The organism is Flavobacterium sp. RSP46 (assembly GCF_003984825.1).
Classification (GTDB): Bacteria; Bacteroidota; Bacteroidia; order Flavobacteriales; family Flavobacteriaceae; genus Flavobacterium.
The window spans coordinates 393,554-412,509 of sequence record NZ_RYDM01000002.1; the positions used below are offsets into that span (position 1 = coordinate 393,554).

Below are 18,956 nucleotides of genomic sequence, written 5' to 3' on the forward strand. Positions count from 1 at the left end.
TTTACTATTGAATTGTTTTTGTCTTTAAAAAAAAATAAAAAGATATGAATGACCTTTTAAAATTTCCATTTTACGCAAAACTTACGCTCGTTTTATTGAGCTTAATTGCTATTATTTTTATATTTTATATTGGTCAGGATATATTAGTTCCCATAATGATGTCCTTTTTATTTGCGATATTGTTATATCCCATCGTTCAGTTTTTAAAATCTAAACTCTACTTTCCCCATGTGTTAGCCGTTATGCTGGCGGTACTGCTTTTTGTATTGCTTTTTTTAGGCCTTTTTGTATTTCTATCCTTTCAAATCAGTGATTTTGCAGATGATTTTGATAAAATTGAAAGAAACATAACTATTCATATTAGTAACATTCAACGGTTTCTCAGTGAACATTTCAATTTGAGTTCTTGGGAACAAAAACAATATCTGGATACAGCTACTGAAGATTCTATGGAAAAAGGGAAAGAAATCATTGGTACCACGCTATTGTCATTTACGGATACGCTACTAAATTTGACCTTAATCCCTATTTATACTTTTTTGATTCTTTTATACAGGACTCATTTTTTATTGTTTTTGTCTAAACTATTCAAAAAAGAGAATCATGAACAATTAAAAAATATTTTAACAAATATTAGAGTTGCTATAAACAGTTATATTGTAGGTTTAATTATCGAGACCATTTTAGTGTCGGTAATGACTACTGTAGGATTTATTATTATTGGCGTGAAATATGCTGTTTTGCTGGGTGTTGTAACTGGAATTCTAAATCTAATTCCCTATATAGGAATCCTTTTTGCCGGAATTTTAAGCATTATTGCCTCATTGACTGGTACTCCGGATTTATCCATAATTATTGGTATAATTGTGGTTACCATCTTTGTTCAATTAATAGATAATAATATCCTTGTCCCAATAATAGTAAGTTCAAAAGTAGAAATAAATGCTTTTATATCCATTATAGGAATCATTATTGGAGGAGCCATTGCAGGAATCGCCGGAATGTTTTTAGCATTACCCATAATTGCGGTTCTTAAGGTAATTTTTGACCGAATTGAGTCATTAGAACCTTGGGGGTATTTAATGGGAGATCATTTGCCCAAAACCTATACTTGGCATAGTATCAAATTACCGCTATTCGATTCAGATGCATCCTCTAAAAAAACCATAATTAAAACGGATCTTATAGTTCCTGTTTTTACTGAGACAACAACGGAAAACAATACAGAGAATAAAGCAGAAACTGACCTTAATAAAACAAGTGAGTCTATTTAAACCAATTGTTTATCAATGTTTTGCTGGTTTTTTCTTTCTCAATTTTTAAATTAATTTTGTATAATGACTAAAAAGCAAAAGCTGATTTTATTCTTTTTGATCGTCTGTTGCCACCTGATTTCTTTTTCACAAGTAAACCAGAAGGAAAAAGATTCCGCTGGCGTTTACAAAAAAATTCAATCCTATTCTAAAAAAAATAAGTTTACAACACTTGTTCATAAATTAGTTTTCAGGCCCGTAACTATAAAAAAAACAAAGAAAAAAGTAATTCCCAAAAAATACGAAACTTTTGAAGGAAAAACGATCAGAAATATTACTATTATCACTTTAGACCCTTTTGGGTATTCTGATATTGATACCGCCAGAGCCCCTAAAAACTGGGCCGAACGAACTGGAAACCGAATTCATATCAAAACAAAAAAACTCGCTATTAAGAATGTACTGTTAATAACAAAAAACACACCTTTCGATTCTTTATTAGTAAAAGAATCAGAACGATTGATTAGAGCTCAAAGATACATCAGTCGCGTTGACGTAACCCCACAATTAATTCAGAACAGCCCGGATTCAGTAGATGTCACCTTTCGGGTTTTAGATACATGGAGTATTATTCCCAAGGGATCCATTTCCAGTTCAAGAACTAATTTTGAACTCAATGATCGTAATTTTCTAGGCACTGGCCATGAATTCAAAAATGAATTCAAAAACAGATTCAGCGACGGAAAAAGCGCGTATGGATTGTCCTATAGCGTTCCTAACATCCAGAATACCTTCATTCAGACAACTCTGAATTACCGGATAGATTTAGACAATTACTACAGCAAAAGCCTCAATGTAGACCGTCCCTTTTACTCTGCTTTTACAAAATGGGCAGGGGGAATATACATAGACCAGCAATTTAGAAAAGACACCCTTGCTGATGTCAATTCCGTATTTACCTATCAAAATTTCAAATACAATTCGCAGGATTTATGGCTTGGACGTGCCTTTTCTATTTTTAAAGGAAGAACAGAAAACCAGCGCACCACAAATCTGATTCTGGCAGGACGTTTTTTAAATATAAAATATCTGGAAAGCCCAACTATCCTCTATGATGCCACTGATTTCTACTCTAGTGAAAAACTTGCTCTTTTCGGGATTGGTATTAGTTCACGTAAATTCGTGCAAGACAACTATATTTTCAAAAATGGAATTATAGAAGATGTTCCCATTGGCAAAATTTACAGCATCACTTCTGGCTATCAATATAAAAACAATTTGGGGCGTTTGTATCTTGCTGCCCGAGCGGCTTTTGGAAATTATTATAAATGGGGCTTTTTAAGTGCTAATGTAGAGATAGGTACCTTTTTTGAAAAATCAATTACGCAGCAAACCGCTTTTTCTTTTCAGGCAAATTATTTCACAAACTTGATGAGTCTGGGAAAATGGAAATGGAGACAGTTCATCAAGCCCCAGGTAATTATTGGTACAAACCGTGTCAATATTATTGGCGATCAGCTAAATATCAATGAAAATTATGGACTTCGGGGCTTTAATAGTGCTCAATATGGAACCCAAAAAGCACTCTTAACCATACAAACCCAAGCCTATGCGCCATGGGATCTTTGGGGATTTAGAATCAATCCCTATTGTAATTATTCCATTGCCGTACTAGGAAATCCTAATAAGGGATTGACTCAAAGTAAAGCCTATTCAAAAATTGGAATTGGATGTATTATAAACAATGATTTTCTGGTATTTAGTGCTTTTCAAATTTCGCTATCCTACTATCCGTCCATTCCTGGAAATGGCGAAAATATTTTCAAAACAAATGCAATTGAAACAACTGATTTTGGTTTTCAAGATTTCGAACTGACAAAACCCCGTACCGTGCTTTACAAATAATACGCTTTATAAATATAAATTATTCCAAAAAAATATTCGCATAATACTAATATCCTTCGAAAACAGTTCAATTTGTATGGGATTATATTGAACACACTATCTACAGGACACTTTTTTTAGAAAATTACGATACAGTACACAATGAAGGGTGTGAATTATATAATTTAATACCTTAATTTTATAAGAAAAAATTATGTTTTATTGTTTACTTTTATTGTGTTAAAATTTTAACTAAAAACCAAACAAAATGAAAAAATTCACCTTTTATTTGATGATGATGGTATTATCAATTAGTGTTCTTCCAACACAAATGTTAGCCGCTGAAAAAAATCCAACTGTAATTTTAAATACTCCTAAAGAAGTGCCTGCAGAAGTAAAAGTTTTGCTTAATAGACTTGATGAAATAAAAGCGATGGATAAATCGTCTTTGACTTCAGTTGAAAAAAAAGAATTACGTAAAGAAGTACGTGCTATCAAAGCAGAATTAAAATCTACAGGAAATGGTATATACTTATCTGTAGGTGCAATTATAATCGTTATCCTTTTATTGATACTTTTATTGTAAATAAATTTATACCTGTAGAAAAAGGAAACGAATAATCGTTTCCTTTTTTTATGAAGTAAAATAACAAAGTAAATGTTAATTATTTGATATTGGCATAATTGTTGGTTTTACTTCAAAACGAGATAAAATAGTAACTAAAATTACTATCTAATAATTACTAATTAAAATTTCGAAAAATGAAAACATTAAAATTAATCATCGCAGGAATTATACTATTTGCATCCGCAAATACGATGCAAGCACAGGTTTCAGTAAATGTAAATATAGGTAGTCCACCAGCATGGGGGCCAGTTGGTTATTCAGCTGTAGATTATTATTATTTACCGGATGTTCAAGCTTATTATGATATACGAGCCACACAATTCATTTATTTTGGTGGAGGAAATTGGATTCGTTCAAGAAATCTACCTAATCAATACAGAAATTATAATCTATACAATGGTTATAAAGTAGTCTTGAACGATTACCATGGTTCAAGACCATACAGTAACTTTAAAACACACAAAGTAAAATACTACAAAGGATACAAAGGTAAACCACAAAAATCAATAGGTTCTAACCGCAGTAATAACAATAAAGTGTACAAAAGTAATGGGAATAACGGACATGGAAATAAAGGACATGGCAATAAAGGGGGAAAAGGAAATAATGGAAATGGAAAACATTAATACTGATTTCATAATAATTTATAAAAAGAGTCTCAGCAATGAGGCTCTTTTTTTTTAGAACATTAATCCTTAATTAAATGTTAATTTTTTTGTTTTGGCACAGTTGTTGGAATTTCACAAAAGTATCGCAATAACAAGTTATTATAAAAAAATATTACAAATTAAATATTTGAAAAAATGAGAACATTAAAATTAATCATCGTAGGAATTATACTCTTTGCATCAAGCACAATACATGCACAAGTCTCAGTAAATTTAAACATAGGTACTGCTCCATCATGGGGACCTATAGGATACGCAGAAGCTGAATATTATTATTTACCGGATGTTGAAGCTTATTATGATGTAAGAGCCACACAGTTCATTTATTTTGGTGGAGGAAGATGGATACGTTCCAGATATTTACCAAATCAATATAGAAACTATGATTTATATGATGGATATAAAGTAGTATTAAACGATTATCACGGTTCAAGACCTTATAGTAATTTTAAGAATCACAAAGTAAAATATTATAGAGGTTATCATGGAAGAGAACAAAGAAATATTGGGCACAACAATAATCGTCGCGTTTATGTAAACCAAAGGGGGAATGATAATCATAGAAGATATGATAATGATGACCGAAGAGAATATAAAAAACATGACAACCGAAATAACGGCAATGGTCATGGACATGGAAAGGGAAAAGGACATGATCGAGATTAGTCACACCTTAATTTAAAAAGAGAGAGAACCAAAATTGGTTCTCTCTCTTTTTAATTATTAAAGAAAACCAAAAATATTTCAGAAGAAATTATTTAATTCCTACATTTGAAGTTACTGCAATTAAATTTTAAAAAATGCAAAAAAAACACGCATCAGCTATTCTAATATTTCTCTTATGTTGCCAAATAACAATTGCACAAGAACCTCAAAAACCAAATTCTGTTGAAATTTATAATCAAATTCAAAAGCTTAATTTTCTAGGTTCCGTACTTTATATAGCCGCACATCCTGATGATGAAAACACCCAGTTGATCTCTTATTTATCCAATGAACAAAAGGCCAGAACCGGCTATTTGTCTTTGACACGCGGGGATGGTGGACAAAACTTAATCGGCACGCAATTGCGGGAATTATTAGGAGTAATAAGAACCCAAGAACTTATTGAAGCCCGAAAAATTGATGGAGGAGAACAGTTTTTTTCCCGTGCCAATGATTTTGGTTTTTCTAAAAATCCAACAGAAACATTAGAAATTTGGGATAAAAAACAAGTACTAGCTGACGTTATTTGGGCCATCAGGAAATTTCAACCCGATGTGATTATTAACCGATTTGATCATCGTTCGCCCGGAACCACTCACGGACACCACACGGCATCAGCAATGTTAAGCGTAGAAAGTTTTGACTTAGCGAATAACCCATCAATTTTTCCCGAGCAATTGCAATTTGTAACACCTTGGCAAACCAAACGACAGTTTTTTAATACGTCTTGGTGGTTTTATGGAAGTATCGAAAAATTTAATGCTGCCCATAAAACGAATTTAATTGCGCTGGAAACAGGAGTTTATTACGCTGGATTAGGAAAATCAAATCAGGAAATAGCCGCATTAAGTCGGAGCCGCCATCAATCCCAAGGGTTTGGTAGCACTGGGGCCCGTGGCGAAGAAACAGAATATTTAGAGTTTATAAATGGAGATGCTTTAAAAGATAAGAAATCACTTTTTGAAGGAATCGATACTTCTTGGAACCGGGTAAAAGGAGGAAAGGCCATCGGGGATTTAGTGACAACTATTACCGCTGAATTCGACCATAATAATCCTTCGGCAAGCATTCCAAATTTGGCGAAAGCCTACACTATGATGAAAGCTTTGAACGAAAATCAGTGGGCACCACTGAAATCTGCAGCAATAAAAGAAATTATATCGGCCTGTTCTGGTTTGTATCTTGAAGCCGTTGCCCAAAATCAGGAAGCGACTCCCGGAAGCACTATTAAATTGAAACTCGAAGCCATTAATAGAAGCTCCGTACCCATACAATTAATGAGTGTGACCGCTATACCTAATCAAAATATTACACCTCAAAATCGGGATTTAAAAAACAACATACTAAACACCATTAATTTAGATTTAAAATTACCCGAATCAATTAACTACACACAACCATATTGGTTAAAAGAAAAAGGAACAGTTGGGATGTACGCAGTAAAGCAACAACAAAACATAGGGATTCCAGATATTATTCGGGAAGTTAAAGTGATTTTTAATATTAAAATCAATGAGATTGAAATTCCATTTGAACGAACCGTAGTGTATAAATACAACGATGATGTAAAAGGGGAAGTATATAATTATCTGGACATTGTTCCCGAAGTTACTACTTCAATTATAGACAAAGTATTGCTTTTTAAAGACACAAAAAAGAAAGCTGTAGCCGTAAAAATCAAAACTGGAAAAGACTCCGTAAAAGGAATTTTACAACTTGAATTACCTGAAAACTGGGGTGTTTTTCCTAAATCGATTCCTTTTAACATTGAAAAAAAGGGAACGGAACAAATTGTTTATTTTGAGGTAACTGCACCAAATAAATCCGAAGAAGCTGTAGCCAAAAGCGTGGCGATAATTGACAATAAACAATTTGACAAAGAACAAATTATCATTAAGTATGACCACATCACAAAACAGCAAGTTTTAACATTGGCTGAAGCCAAATGCATCAAAACAGATTTAAAAACGAATGGTGAAAAAATAGGATATATTATGGGTGCCGGAGATGAAGTTCCCAGTAGCCTGACGCAATTAGGATATGCCGTAACACTACTTAAACCTGAAGAAATTACCCCTGAAAAATTAGAATTGTACGACGTAGTCATCACAGGTGTTCGTGCCTATAATATCTTGCCTGCACTGGCAAACAAACAAAATATACTTTTTGATTTTGTAAAATCTGGAAAAACAATGATCGTTCAGTACAATACTGCAGGAGATCTTGTTACTAATACTATTGCACCTTATCCCTTGAAACTCTCCCGTGACCGAGTGACCGAAGAAGATGCCGAAGTCCGATTCTTAGCGCCACATCATCCTGTTTTGAATTTTCCAAACCAAATTACAGCTACAGACTTTGAAGGCTGGAAACAAGAACAAGGTTTGTATTACCCCAATGAGTACGACAAAGCCTTTACTCCTATCCTATCTTCAAATGACAAAGGGGAAAGCCCTAAAAATGGTGCATTACTTATTGCTCCTTACGGAAAAGGACACTATATTTATACCGGCTTAAGTTTTTTCAGAGAATTACCTGAAGGCGTTACTGGTGCCTATAAATTAATTTCTAATATCATTTCGCTACAATCATCTGAAAAAATTCCTGTTCAAAAAATCAAGAACTAACCCACTTTAAAATGGAAACAAAAAAAATAAAAACCTGGAAGAAAAATTATACTTGGGTACTTGTAGCCAATGCAATATACATCCTGATCTTTTGTCTCATCATGAAATTATACGCTTAAATTATGCAATTATTTGATTGGATTATACTGATAGTAACTTTATTATTCATTGTAATTTATGGTGCTTGGAAAACCAAGGGAAGTAAAAATGTAGAAGACTTTATTTTAGGGAGTAATGAAACACCTTGGCATGTTGTAGGACTTTCTGTTATGGCCACACAAGCCAGTGCAATTACGTTTCTTTCTACTCCGGGGCAAGCCTATCATGACGGTATGGGTTTTGTGCAATTCTATTTTGGACTGCCAATTGCAATGGTGGTAATCTGTGTGACCTTTATCCCTTTATACCACAAATACAAAGTGTATACAGCTTATGAATACCTTGAAAAAAGATTTGATTTGAAGACCCGTTCCCTAGCTGCCATCCTTTTCTTGTTCCAAAGAGGTTTAGGAACCGGATTGACCATATACGCTCCGGCAATTATTTTGTCCGCTTTATTGGGTTGGAATCTTACCTATATGAATATTATTATTGGTGTATTAGTTATCATTTATACTTTTTCGGGTGGAACCAAAGCGGTGAATGTAACTCAAAAACAGCAAATGTTTGTGATTATGTCCGGAATGCTAATCACTTTTTTTCTGATCTTGCATTATTTACCTAATGATATGACTTTCTCCAGTGCGTTGCATATTGCTGGGGCAAATGATAAAATGGATATTGTTAATTTCTCTTTAGATCCAGAGGAAAAATATACCTTTTGGAGCGGAATAACAGGAGGTTTTTTCTTGGCATTAGCTTATTTTGGTACCGATCAATCGCAGGTAGGACGTTATTTATCCGGACGATCCGTTCGAGAAAGCCAGATGGGACTAATCATGAACGGACTTTTAAAAGTACCTATGCAGTTCTTTATTTTACTGACCGGAGTTATGGTTTTTGTCTTTTTCCAATTCAATCCTGTTCCGTTAAATTTTAATCCAAATAATAAAGCCATGATTGAAAAATCAGCTTACAAAAGCGAATACAATGCTTTGGAGAAAAAATTAGACGATTTATCCGAAGACAAAAAAGTAATTAATCTTTTGTACATCGACCAGCTCAATCAGGATTATGACAATCCAACGCTTAGGAAAGAATTAGTGACTTTATCCAATAAAGAAAAAGATTTAAGAGATCGTGCCAAAGAAATAATTCTGAAAGCTGATAGTAATAGCGAGACCAATGATAAAGATTATGTGTTTTTTCACTTTATTCTCAACTATTTACCCAAAGGGCTTATTGGTTTGTTACTGGCCGTAATTATTTCGGCTGCTATGTCCTCTACCGCTTCGGGATTGAATGCACTGGCCTCTACCACCGCAATTGATATTTACAAACGCAATCTAAAAGAAGAAAAATCAGAACGACACTACCTGTATGCTACAAAATTCTTTACCTTATTGTGGGGAGTTATAGCCATACTATTTGCTTGTATTGGAACGCTTTTTGAAAATTTAATTCAACTGGTAAACATCATTGGATCCATATTTTATGGAACAGTCCTTGGGATTTTCTTAGTTGGTTTTTACATCCACAAAGTACAATCTAAAGCCATTTTTTATAGCGCTGTAGTAAGTCAGATTACTATTTTTATCATCTACTATTACGCCATTTATATTTTCCCGAGCGGAGAAGAAAAACTGGGTTATTTGTGGCTGAATTTCATTGGTGCAATGCTTACAATTGTAATTTCATTATTGTTGCAATGGACCATTTTTAGAAAACAGAGAGCGATAACAGCCTAAATAAAAAAATAACCGCAGATTCGCAGATTTTTATATTGATAATCCGTGAATCTGCGGTTATTTTTTTTACTTCAGAAGTTCTTATATAAAAATCTCTTCTTCCGCAGAAACGAGCAAGAGCGAACTGGCGAGTAATTATAATCCCATGGATACTATATACGCAAACATCTAATAAATTACACAATCCAAAATTTCAAAAAAAAGTCCCGTCTCTAAATGGAGACGAGATCTTCTTATATAAAACGTTAGCGTAATTAGTTTTTACTCCACTCTGTAATACTGTCTTTATTCATTTTCACGTAATCTTGGTTTTTAGCAATTTCAGCCGCTGCAAGTGATGCCTTAGCCGTTTCAATTGCTCCTTTTTTGTCTTCAAGTTTAGCTTGAATTAATGACTTCAATCTGTTGTACCAAAACGGTTTATCTTTAGACATATCTAACGCTTTGTTTACATAAACCAATGCTTTTGCATTGTCGCCATTCGATTGGAATAAAAATTGAGCAGCAGAAAAATAATCTGCACTAGCTGGTCCAGCTAATGCTTTTTCGATGTTAGCCGTTGTTTTTTGTTGTGTTGGCACTTCAAATTTTAAAGCAGCATAGGAGTTCTCCCAATAGATTTCTAAAAAGGCAAAATTATTGTCTAAACCACTAATTCCAATAGTAAATGTTTCCACACTTTTATTCACTGTTTCAGGCTTAACAGTAGCTCTAAGCGCCACATTTTCTTCTTTCCACTCTTCTGGATTACCCCAGTTATCAGTAGTTTTATAAAATAGTATCTCCCAGCTTTCTATTTTCGGAATAGTATACAATGAATATTTTCCTTTTTTCAATGTTTTACCATCAATAATCACATCATCGCTAAAGGAAACAGTTGTATTTTCATTAGCTCCAGTTCTCCATACTTTTCCAAAAGGAATTAAATTTCCAAAAACGGATCTTCCTCTGGCACTTGGTCTTGAATAGTTAACTTCTACATCAGTCAAACCAACTGTTTGCATAAGCGTCATTTTCGGACTTGATTGAGGTGTTTTTAACTGAGCCTCAGCGCTGAAACCGGCCATAAATAAAGCCAGTGCAATGATTATTTTTTTCATATTATAATTTTTAAATGTTTTCCAAATTTACAAATTCAATGGCTTTGTACTGTTAATTATTCCTTAATTTAGATTGAATATTCCTAACTGCCTCAAAATCCAATTCGTTAAAATGATTAATCACTACATCTGCTTCCGATAAATCTTGTGCTTCAGAATGAATACTGTTGTAGCCCACACAAAAAATCCCAGCAGCTTTGGCCGCTTTTATTCCATTTGTACTGTCCTCAATAACGATACAATTTGCTTTTGGTGCAACTGATAAACTTGCCGCATGTTCAAAAATAGCCGGATGTGGTTTTGATTTAGGGAAATCTTCACCGCTTACCACATGTGTAAAATAATCATGCAACTTAAACCGGCTAAACACGCGTTCAATAGTCACTTTGGATGCCGAAGAAGCCAAAATCAATTGTATTCCGTTTTGGTGTAATTCTTTAATAAGATGTTCCACGCCTTGCAGTAATTCTAAATCTGCTTTACTATCAAACGCATCATTAAAAATAGTTCGTTTTCTTTGAATCAAATCTTCCACTTCATGTTCAATTTCAAAAACCTTTTTCAATTTTTGAAATATATTCCGAGTAGAATTTCCTGTAAATGAAGTGTACATTTCCTCCGTAACAGGAATATTCAATTCCTCAAATTGTTTGAAATAAGCATAACGGTGTACGGGTTCAGTATCGACAATTACACCATCCATGTCAAAAATTACGGTTTGTATCATTTTTGTTAAATTATTAGACTTTATAGATTTTAAGACTTCTTAACTTTTTAGAACGGAACATTAAAAAACTGAATTCTAACCATTATTTCTTAAGTAAATAACGAATCACGGTTTCTGCAGCATACAAACCAAATAATCCAGGCATGTAACTATTGGTTCCATAAAATGATTTTTTGAAATTAGATCCATCCGTCATTTTTAAACTCGTTTCATCTTGAATTTCCGACGAAAAAACCACTTTCAGTTTATCAATTTTAAATTCTTTCAATCGTCTTCGAATGGTTTTGGCAAAATAACAATTCACGGTATTGGTAATATCAGTCACTTTCACTTTTGAAGCTTCCATTTTCCCACCTGCACCCATACTACTGATGATTTTTACTCTTTTTCGTTTGGCTCCAATAATCAAATTCAGCTTTGGCGTCACACTGTCAATGCAATCTAAAACATAATCAAATTCCTCCGATACAATTTCGAAAGCACGCTCTGGCGAAAGAAATTCCTGTACACGCGTCAATTTTAATTCTGGATTAATGTCCATCAATCGATCCCCAACAACAGTAATTTTTGGTTGTCCTACAGTTGAATGTAAAGCAGGCAATTGTCGGTTTATATTGGTAATATCAACTACGTCACCATCAACAATAGTCATCGTTCCCACTCCTGCTCTTACCAAAAATTCGGCCGCAAAAGAACCAACACCACCCAATCCAACAACCAATATATTTGCCTTTTTTAAATTATCTAAACCTTCTTTTTTGAATAAAAGTTCGGCTCTCTCTGTCCATTCTGCCATTGTTTTTTGTTTAAAGTTTAATGTTTTTGAAAAATTCTTAAATCAAAAACTTCATTATAATTACTATTCACAAGTTCCTGTATTTCTTCCAGCGAAATTCCTCTGTATTTTGCTGCCAATTCATAAACTGCTTCAATTCCTTCATCCACCGTATCTGTTTCCAAAAAAAATCGATTATCAGGAACGCTTTTAAAAACAGTTTCTAGTTCTGGATTAAGCAATAAATATTTCCCAAACGAAATATAAAATCCATTGTTCACTAATTGTTTAGCGACTTGGGCATTTTTGGAAAACCCATGAATCAGCATTGGAACTGAAATATTCAATTTTTTCGTAATTGCAATCACTTCCTGAAAAGCAGCGACACAATGTAACACCACTGGTTTTTGATATTTTTGTGCCAAAAGCAATTGCTTTTCGAAAACTAACAGCTGCAATTCCATCGGAACTTCAATCCGTTTGTCCAACCCACATTCGCCCACAGCGAGACAATTTGCTTCTTGTAATTTACTTTCGATAATTGCCAAGTCAGCTTCTATTCGCTCTTCAATAATAAACCACGGATGAATCCCGATGGAATAATACGGAATTGTTGCATCAAATTCCTGTGGATATTGATTCACTAATTCCAACACATTTGGTTGATTCGTATCTTTATGTGTATGCAGATTAAAGAAATCCATTAGTCGTGAAATTTTTTAACTCCCGCTTTTATCTCGATATTCAAATCATTTTCCAATGGTACTATTGGACAGGAATATGTAAAATTATACGCGCAATACGGATTGTATGACGTGTTAAAGTCAATCACAATAGCATCTCCTTTTGGGATTTTCAAATCAATGTATTTCCCGCCAATGTAACTTTCGTTTCCTGAAGTCAGATCTGAAAACGGTAAAAATAAATAGTCTTTATATTCCTCTTTTTTTGAGAGCTCCATATTCTTGTACACATTCAGTTTCAAATCCCGACCGTCAATTGTAAAAGAAAGCTCCCCATATTTTACATACAATGGTTTCCTGTCCGTTGACGTTTTCATTTCAAAAGGCTTCTCTTTTTTTGTTCTTACTAACTTAGCGACCACATAAAAAGTTTCGTTTGCAGGATAAAAATCAAGTGTTTTGAATTCCGCTAAATCTTTCGGAGTCAACGGACTTGTCTTTGCATCGGCATATTCTGAATTTAATTCCTTTTGAAATTTGGCTACAGCCGAAACGTCAAATTTATATTGGCCAAAGCCTAAATTCAATTGAATCAAAAGAAATAAAGTAAATAGCGTTCTCATGTTCTTATTTTTATGCAAAAATAGTTTAAAAGTTACTAGGACACAAAGACGCATCGGTACAAAGTTTTCTACCTTTGCAAAATATAACAAATACATGTTTCAAACTGCTTTTCAACGCTACATTAATAATTTCAAAGGCTTTACCAGAGAAATTTGGATTCTAACGCTAGTCACTTTTATAAATCGCGCCGGTACGATGGTTTTGCCTTTTTTATCTAAGTATTTAAAAGAAGATTTGAATTTATCCTACGCACAAGTGGGATGGATTATGGTTGCTTTTGGTTTTGGTTCTATGCTGGGATCTTGGCTTGGTGGCAAATTATCCGATAAAATAGGCTTTTATAAAATCATGGTTTTCAGTTTATTCACCAGCGGAATCCTTTTGTTTTTTGTACAATACATTCGGACCTTTTGGGGATTGTGCATTGGAATGTTTGTCATAATGACCGTTGCTGATATGTTTCGTCCCGCCATGTTTGTCTCCTTGGCGACTTATGCTAAACCTGAAAATCGTACCAGAGCACTGACTTTAGTTCGGTTAGCGGTAAATTTAGGCTTCACAGCTGGACCCGCTTTAGGTGGTTTAATCATTATGAATTTAGGTTACAGCGGATTATTCTGGGTGGATGGAAGTTCGTGTATTGTATCTATTTTAATTTTCACCCTACTGGTAAAAGAACGCAAAAAACCTGCCGATTTAGCCTCCGCCAATAGCGAAACTGAGATACCAGCCTCTGTTTTCAAAGACAGAATATTCTGGATCTTCCTTTTTGTTTGTTTCATAACAGCCATGCTTTTCTTTCAACTTTTCACCACTTTACCCTTATATCATAATGAAAAATTTGGATTAACCGAGTTTCAAAGTGGACTTTTATTGTCTTTAAACGGACTGTTAATTTTCTTTCTGGAAATGCCAATTGTAAGTTTCACTCAAAGAAAAGGCATCAGTATACTCAAAATTATTCTTTGGGGCGCATTGCTAATGTCATTGAGTTTTTATGTTTTACTCATCAATATGTGGGCTGGAATATTAATTGTTAGTATTCTTTTTATCACTTTTGGTGAAATGTTCATCTTCCCTTTCTCTAATTCATTTGCGTTGAGCCGAGCACCAAAGGGGCATGAAGGGCGTTATATGGCCTTGTTCACGATGAGCTTCAGCTTAGCACACATTGCGAGTTCTAAAACTGGACTGGAAATCATAGCCGCTTTTGGCTACCAAGCTAACTGGTTTGTCATGGGAAGTTTAGGTATTTTAGCAGTGGTAGGTTGTATCTGGCTGCAAAAACTCGTTCAAAAAGAACACAATTAATTCCATTATCATTCTTTGGGCGTGACCCTATAAAAAAAAGGGGCTTATCAACAAAATCGTTATTAGCCCCTTTTCTTTATAGCGTCGGGTTATACGCGCTACTTCGGTAGCTAGCTTCTACCCCTCACGCAGTCTCCTTGTGATGATAACATTTTTGATTAAAAGGATAATTAATTTCCAAAAAACTGCAAAAACACGTTAAAACTAAAAAAATAGTTAAAAAACTACATTTATAGTTTGATAACTAAAAAAATAGTTGTAGGTTTGGTTTAAATAAAAAATTATGCAAAAGTTAACCAACAAAGAAGAGGAAATCATGCACATTTTATGGAAGCTCAAAAAAGCATTCGTAAAAGAAGTCCTTGCAGAAATCACAGAAGATCAACCCCATTATAACACACTTTCAACCATTGTGCGCAATCTGGAAGAAAAAGGATTTGTGTCACACAATGCCTTTGGAAACACACACCAATACTTTCCTATTATAAGTTTAGAAGATTATAGAAAACGATTCATGAATACTGCTATTGATAATTATTTCAACAGCTCATATAAAAATATGGTATCGCATTTTGCCAAAGAAGAGAAAATATCTGCAGCTGAATTACGGGAAATTTTGGCTATGATTGAAAGTCATAAAGAGGAAATATAAACTTTAGATTAACAATATTAATTATGGAAGTATTTTATATTTATCTCATCAAATCCAGCGGATTAATTGCCTTGTTTTATTTGGCGTATCATTTTATGTTGCGAAAAGAAACCTTTTTCACAAGCAATCGTTGGTTTTTGTTATTGGGATTATTCACTTCCATTCTTTTGCCGTTAGTTGTTTTTACTAAAACAATATGGGTAGAACCTACTCCTATAAATTATGATTGGTCATCATTGCCCATAAGTACAATTATTGATGAAGACCACACGCAAGAATATATTTTTCTGGCATTAGCAGTGCTGTACTGCATTGGCACATTATGCCTTTTCACTAAATTTGGTTTTGAATTTTACAGTTTACAAAAAATAGTAAAAGGAAAAACCATAAAACGTCAAGCGAATTTTAAATTTATAGACTTAAAAGACAACCTCGCTCCTTTCTCTTTTTTTAATACTATCGTTTACAATTCGTCCTTGTACAGCAGCTCTGAACTAGAAAACATTTTAGAACACGAAAAAGTTCATAGTGAGCAAAATCATACTGTTGATGTATTAATTTCAAGATTGTTTTGTATTGTGTTTTGGTTTAATCCATTCATTTGGTTTTATAAAAAAGCAATTATCCAAAACTTGGAATTCATTGCTGACAGCGAAGCCACGAAAAAGATATCCGACAAAAAAGCGTATCAGTTGACGCTTTTAAAAATAACAACACATGAGAATTGTGTTGCCATTACCAATCATTTTTATCAATCATTAATCAAAAAACGAATCGTTATGTTAAACAAAAATCAATCAAAAAAATCGAATTCTTGGAAGTACGCAGTCGTTATTCCTGCTTTAGTAGCATTTGTATTTTTATTTCAAATTGATGTAATTGCTCAGGAGAAAGTAAAAGAAGAAACCGTCAAAGTAGAATCAAAACATCCAGTTACTGCTGCTTTAGAAATCCAGCAAGAAAAAGATAGTATTAAAAAAGCTAAAGTACTTATAGTCAGTAGTTCTAAAAATGACAGTATTGATAAAAATACAGAGATTTTTATCGATGGAAAAAAAGTAAGTAAAGAAGAATTAGATAGAACGAATCCTAATGACATAACTACGATGGATGTTGTTAAGGAGAATAACAAATCTATAATTAGAATTGTAACAAAAGGTAAAACAGCAAAAAGTACAAATATTTTTAATTCTAATACACAAGTAACGGATTTAAGATTAGAAAATGTGAATCCCAATAGTTTAAAAATTCTTCAAAAACCAAAAACCACGTATACGGTTACAAAGATAACGACAGAAAAAAATGGTATTCCTGACGATGCAGAATATTTTATTGACGGAAAAAAAGTAAGCCCACTAGAGGCTGAAAGCATGAATCCAAATTATATTAGCTCAGTAAATATTCAAAAAGATGGTGCTTCAGCTAAGAATTCAATCCGTATTATTACTAAAAGTTATTTAGATGGTAAAGAGATGATACCTGAGCCACCAACACCACCTGCTGCACCAACTTTTAAATCTAAAGCTGCAAAAGGCGACCCTGTTAAAAAGGATAATAAAGGTTGGGAGATCAATTTTGGAACATTTGCGCCAGAAGACAATATTAAGAGAATTCAAAATGATAAGAATGTAAACTATAAAGAAGCAGTTATAGTTATTAATGGAAAAATTAGTGATTATCAAGCTTTGGATAAATTAAAGCCAGAGGATATTTTTTCAGTAGGTGCACAAAAACCATCAAATGGACCCGAAAGCACAAAACAGAATGCGTTAAAAAAATATGGAGAAAAAGCATTAAATGGAATTATTGAAATTGAAACAAAAGAATTTCAAAAAAAATAAAATCCTCATAAAAACCCAGAAAGACGGTCCAGATCAAGATCGTCTTTTTTTATATCTTTACACCAAACAAAATGATATGTATAAAATCCTAGCCCAAATTAACAAAGTTATTTTACCTAGTTTCACCAAACAGCGATTGGATTTGGCTAAAGCCAAGAAATGGCAAATGGCAATTATTGGTTTTAGATATTACGTAACCACACGTGCGCTGGATTAATACGTAATTGCGGCAAAAATTTCATTTCCTTTGATTTTTGCCCTTCCATTTAAGAAAGCTAATTCCATTAGGAAATTGCATTGTACAATTTCTCTATCCAATCTTTTGACCAATTCACAAACTACTTTTGCCGTTCCTTCGGTGGCCAAAACATCATCGTGAATCAGAATTCGGTCTTCTGAAATTGGAAATTATGTCAGCCAATAATAAAATTATTTATAGCAAGAGACTTTTTAAATTACGATAAAAACATAGTCTACTTTATTGTTACCACTTCTCTGCTCCCAATAATTTTTTTCCCAATTCACTAAGCGCTGCCGTTTTATATTTGGTTTGTTCCCATTTACGGGGATCTCCAGGAAAGGCATATCCTTCAGGTGCAATTCTGTCTTTCCAGGAATTCACTCTCCATTGACGTAGTTCTTCATTTTCTTCTTCCGCTGGCATCATAGAAATATATTGTGCCATTCTCACTTTATCTTTTGTAATATTGGGGCGAATGCCATGCGGTTGTGAACTGTTAAAAATCAATAAATCTCCTGCTTCCATTTTTACTTTTACAAATTTGCCTTCAAATTCAGAGGTATCCGGTTGAAATCGATTTCTATCTTCCGGTTGTGTCAGTTTCCAAGTATCATAATTTCGATATAAATCAGGAATACATTGAAATCCTCCCATATTTTCATCCATTTGGTCTGCCAAAGCGAGAACTCCTTGTACGTTTTGAGGTTTTGTTTCAGGATCATAATCCCAATGTATAAATCCTTTGAAATCAAAATCCGGACGGACTGGTAAATTTAGATTTGCTCGGTCAATGGTTACCCATAATTTTTCCGTTCCCCAAATATCTACAAATGCATCGTATACTTTTTTCATTTGTCGATTATCCCATTGGTATTGATGATTGTACACTTCAACCATACCGCTATTGGTAAGTTCTTTCATTTGCATTTCGGCTCTTGGTGGCGCATACCAAGTTTCTGGGTCATTTTGATTTTTCTCTTCAAATTCCCACAGGAAATCGGCCATTTTTTTAGCGTTTTCTTTCGGAACAGCATTTTTTATTACAATATACCCGTTTTCAATCCAAAACTTCCAATCGGCTTCAGTAAGCAAACGCAGAGGTTTACCATTAGAGCGATCATTTAATTTTGTTGTGCTGGATTTTGCTGTCGATGGATTTCCCGGAATATCTTTGTGGGCATTGTTATGTGCCATTGTGGGAACCATTGTGGGAACCATTGATTGCTTATTCTTTTCCATAATTATCTATTTCGTGTTATTACTATTCCAAAATTAGAAAAAGTGAACCTTAATTACTTTCACAAAATGTACTGCTATTTGTACAATATTGATTTATTTTAGTAACTTTAGACAAGTATATGTATTATATTGAACAATTATAGCAGTAACG

General features: G+C 33.7%; 17 protein-coding genes and 1 pseudogene. 11 read left to right on the forward strand and 7 right to left on the reverse strand.

Annotation, left to right across the window (positions count from 1 at the left end; translation table 11 throughout):
* Positions 1-44 precede the first annotated feature (44 nt).
* The 7 genes from EKM01_RS05950 (at position 45) to EKM01_RS05980 (ending at position 9,612) form a co-directional block, all read left to right on the forward strand.
* Positions 45-1,274, forward strand: coding sequence for an AI-2E family transporter (locus EKM01_RS05950; RefSeq protein ID WP_126740180.1), 1,230 nt, complete (start codon positions 45-47; stop codon positions 1,272-1,274).
* Between the two features lie 63 nt (positions 1,275-1,337).
* Positions 1,338-3,158 (forward strand): hypothetical protein, encoded by a 1,821-nt coding sequence (locus tag EKM01_RS05955; RefSeq protein WP_126767381.1) that lies wholly within the window; start codon positions 1,338-1,340, stop codon positions 3,156-3,158.
* 247 nt (positions 3,159-3,405) lie between these two features.
* Positions 3,406-3,723: a hypothetical protein gene (locus EKM01_RS05960; protein WP_126459372.1), complete on the forward strand. Its 318-nt coding sequence runs from the start codon at positions 3,406-3,408 to the stop codon at positions 3,721-3,723.
* 176 nt (positions 3,724-3,899) lie between these two features.
* The gene (locus EKM01_RS05965) at positions 3,900-4,391 is read left to right on the forward strand and encodes a hypothetical protein (protein WP_126553381.1); all 492 of its coding nucleotides are present in this window, start codon (positions 3,900-3,902) and stop codon (positions 4,389-4,391) included.
* Between the two features lie 177 nt (positions 4,392-4,568).
* The gene (locus EKM01_RS05970; RefSeq protein ID WP_126563708.1) at positions 4,569-5,099 is read left to right on the forward strand and encodes a hypothetical protein; all 531 of its coding nucleotides are present in this window, start codon (positions 4,569-4,571) and stop codon (positions 5,097-5,099) included.
* Positions 5,100-5,233: 134 nt separating this feature from the next.
* Entirely contained in the window at positions 5,234-7,765 is a 2,532-nt protein-coding gene (locus tag EKM01_RS05975; RefSeq protein WP_126767384.1) for a PIG-L family deacetylase, read from the forward strand.
* A 122-nt stretch (positions 7,766-7,887) separates the two neighbouring features.
* On the forward strand, positions 7,888-9,612 hold the full coding sequence (locus tag EKM01_RS05980) for a sodium:solute symporter (RefSeq protein WP_126451506.1): 1,725 nt from the start codon (positions 7,888-7,890) through the stop codon (positions 9,610-9,612).
* A gap of 254 nt (positions 9,613-9,866) precedes the next feature.
* Here EKM01_RS05980 and EKM01_RS05985 read toward each other — a convergent pair whose 3' ends face one another.
* The 5 genes from EKM01_RS05985 to EKM01_RS06005 form a co-directional block, all read right to left on the reverse strand.
* Complete coding sequence (locus EKM01_RS05985) at positions 9,867-10,712, reverse strand: DUF2911 domain-containing protein (RefSeq protein WP_126561532.1); 846 nt, start codon at positions 10,710-10,712, stop codon at positions 9,867-9,869.
* Positions 10,713-10,764: 52 nt separating this feature from the next.
* Positions 10,765-11,439 (reverse strand): HAD family phosphatase, encoded by a 675-nt coding sequence (locus tag EKM01_RS05990; RefSeq protein ID WP_126563705.1) that lies wholly within the window; start codon positions 11,437-11,439, stop codon positions 10,765-10,767.
* Positions 11,440-11,521: 82 nt separating this feature from the next.
* The gene (locus EKM01_RS05995; RefSeq protein WP_126451503.1) at positions 11,522-12,235 is read right to left on the reverse strand and encodes a ThiF family adenylyltransferase; all 714 of its coding nucleotides are present in this window, start codon (positions 12,233-12,235) and stop codon (positions 11,522-11,524) included.
* 17 nt (positions 12,236-12,252) lie between these two features.
* Positions 12,253-12,918, reverse strand: a complete 666-nt coding sequence (locus EKM01_RS06000) for a TatD family hydrolase (RefSeq protein ID WP_126767387.1) — start codon at positions 12,916-12,918, stop codon at positions 12,253-12,255.
* Entirely contained in the window at positions 12,918-13,520 is a 603-nt protein-coding gene (locus EKM01_RS06005) for a DUF1684 domain-containing protein (protein ID WP_126553387.1), read from the reverse strand. Before EKM01_RS06005 ends, EKM01_RS06000 begins: the two co-directional genes overlap by 1 nt.
* Positions 13,521-13,614: 94 nt before the next feature.
* On the opposite strand from EKM01_RS06005, the gene EKM01_RS06010 reads away from it, so the two are divergent.
* From EKM01_RS06010 to EKM01_RS06025, 4 genes are all read left to right on the forward strand, one after another.
* On the forward strand, positions 13,615-14,832 hold the full coding sequence (locus EKM01_RS06010; protein ID WP_126459343.1) for an MFS transporter: 1,218 nt from the start codon (positions 13,615-13,617) through the stop codon (positions 14,830-14,832).
* Between the two features lie 283 nt (positions 14,833-15,115).
* On the forward strand, positions 15,116-15,484 hold the full coding sequence (locus EKM01_RS06015) for a BlaI/MecI/CopY family transcriptional regulator (protein ID WP_126459340.1): 369 nt from the start codon (positions 15,116-15,118) through the stop codon (positions 15,482-15,484).
* 23 nt (positions 15,485-15,507) lie between these two features.
* On the forward strand, positions 15,508-17,325 hold the full coding sequence (locus EKM01_RS06020) for a M56 family metallopeptidase (protein ID WP_126767390.1): 1,818 nt from the start codon (positions 15,508-15,510) through the stop codon (positions 17,323-17,325).
* 76 nt (positions 17,326-17,401) lie between these two features.
* Entirely contained in the window at positions 17,402-17,542 is a 141-nt protein-coding gene (locus tag EKM01_RS06025; protein WP_091170625.1) for an SsrA-binding protein, read from the forward strand.
* On the opposite strand, the pseudogene EKM01_RS06030 reads toward EKM01_RS06025, so the two are convergent.
* Positions 17,539-17,718, reverse strand: a pseudogene (locus EKM01_RS06030) (adenine phosphoribosyltransferase); the annotation flags it as partial. The gene EKM01_RS06025 and the pseudogene EKM01_RS06030 sit on opposite strands and share 4 nt — an antisense overlap.
* A gap of 91 nt (positions 17,719-17,809) precedes the next feature.
* A complete protein-coding gene (locus EKM01_RS06035) occupies positions 17,810-18,805 on the reverse strand; it encodes a phytanoyl-CoA dioxygenase family protein (protein WP_126553393.1) in 996 nt (331 codons plus the stop codon).
* Between the last annotated feature and the right edge of the window lie 151 nt (positions 18,806-18,956).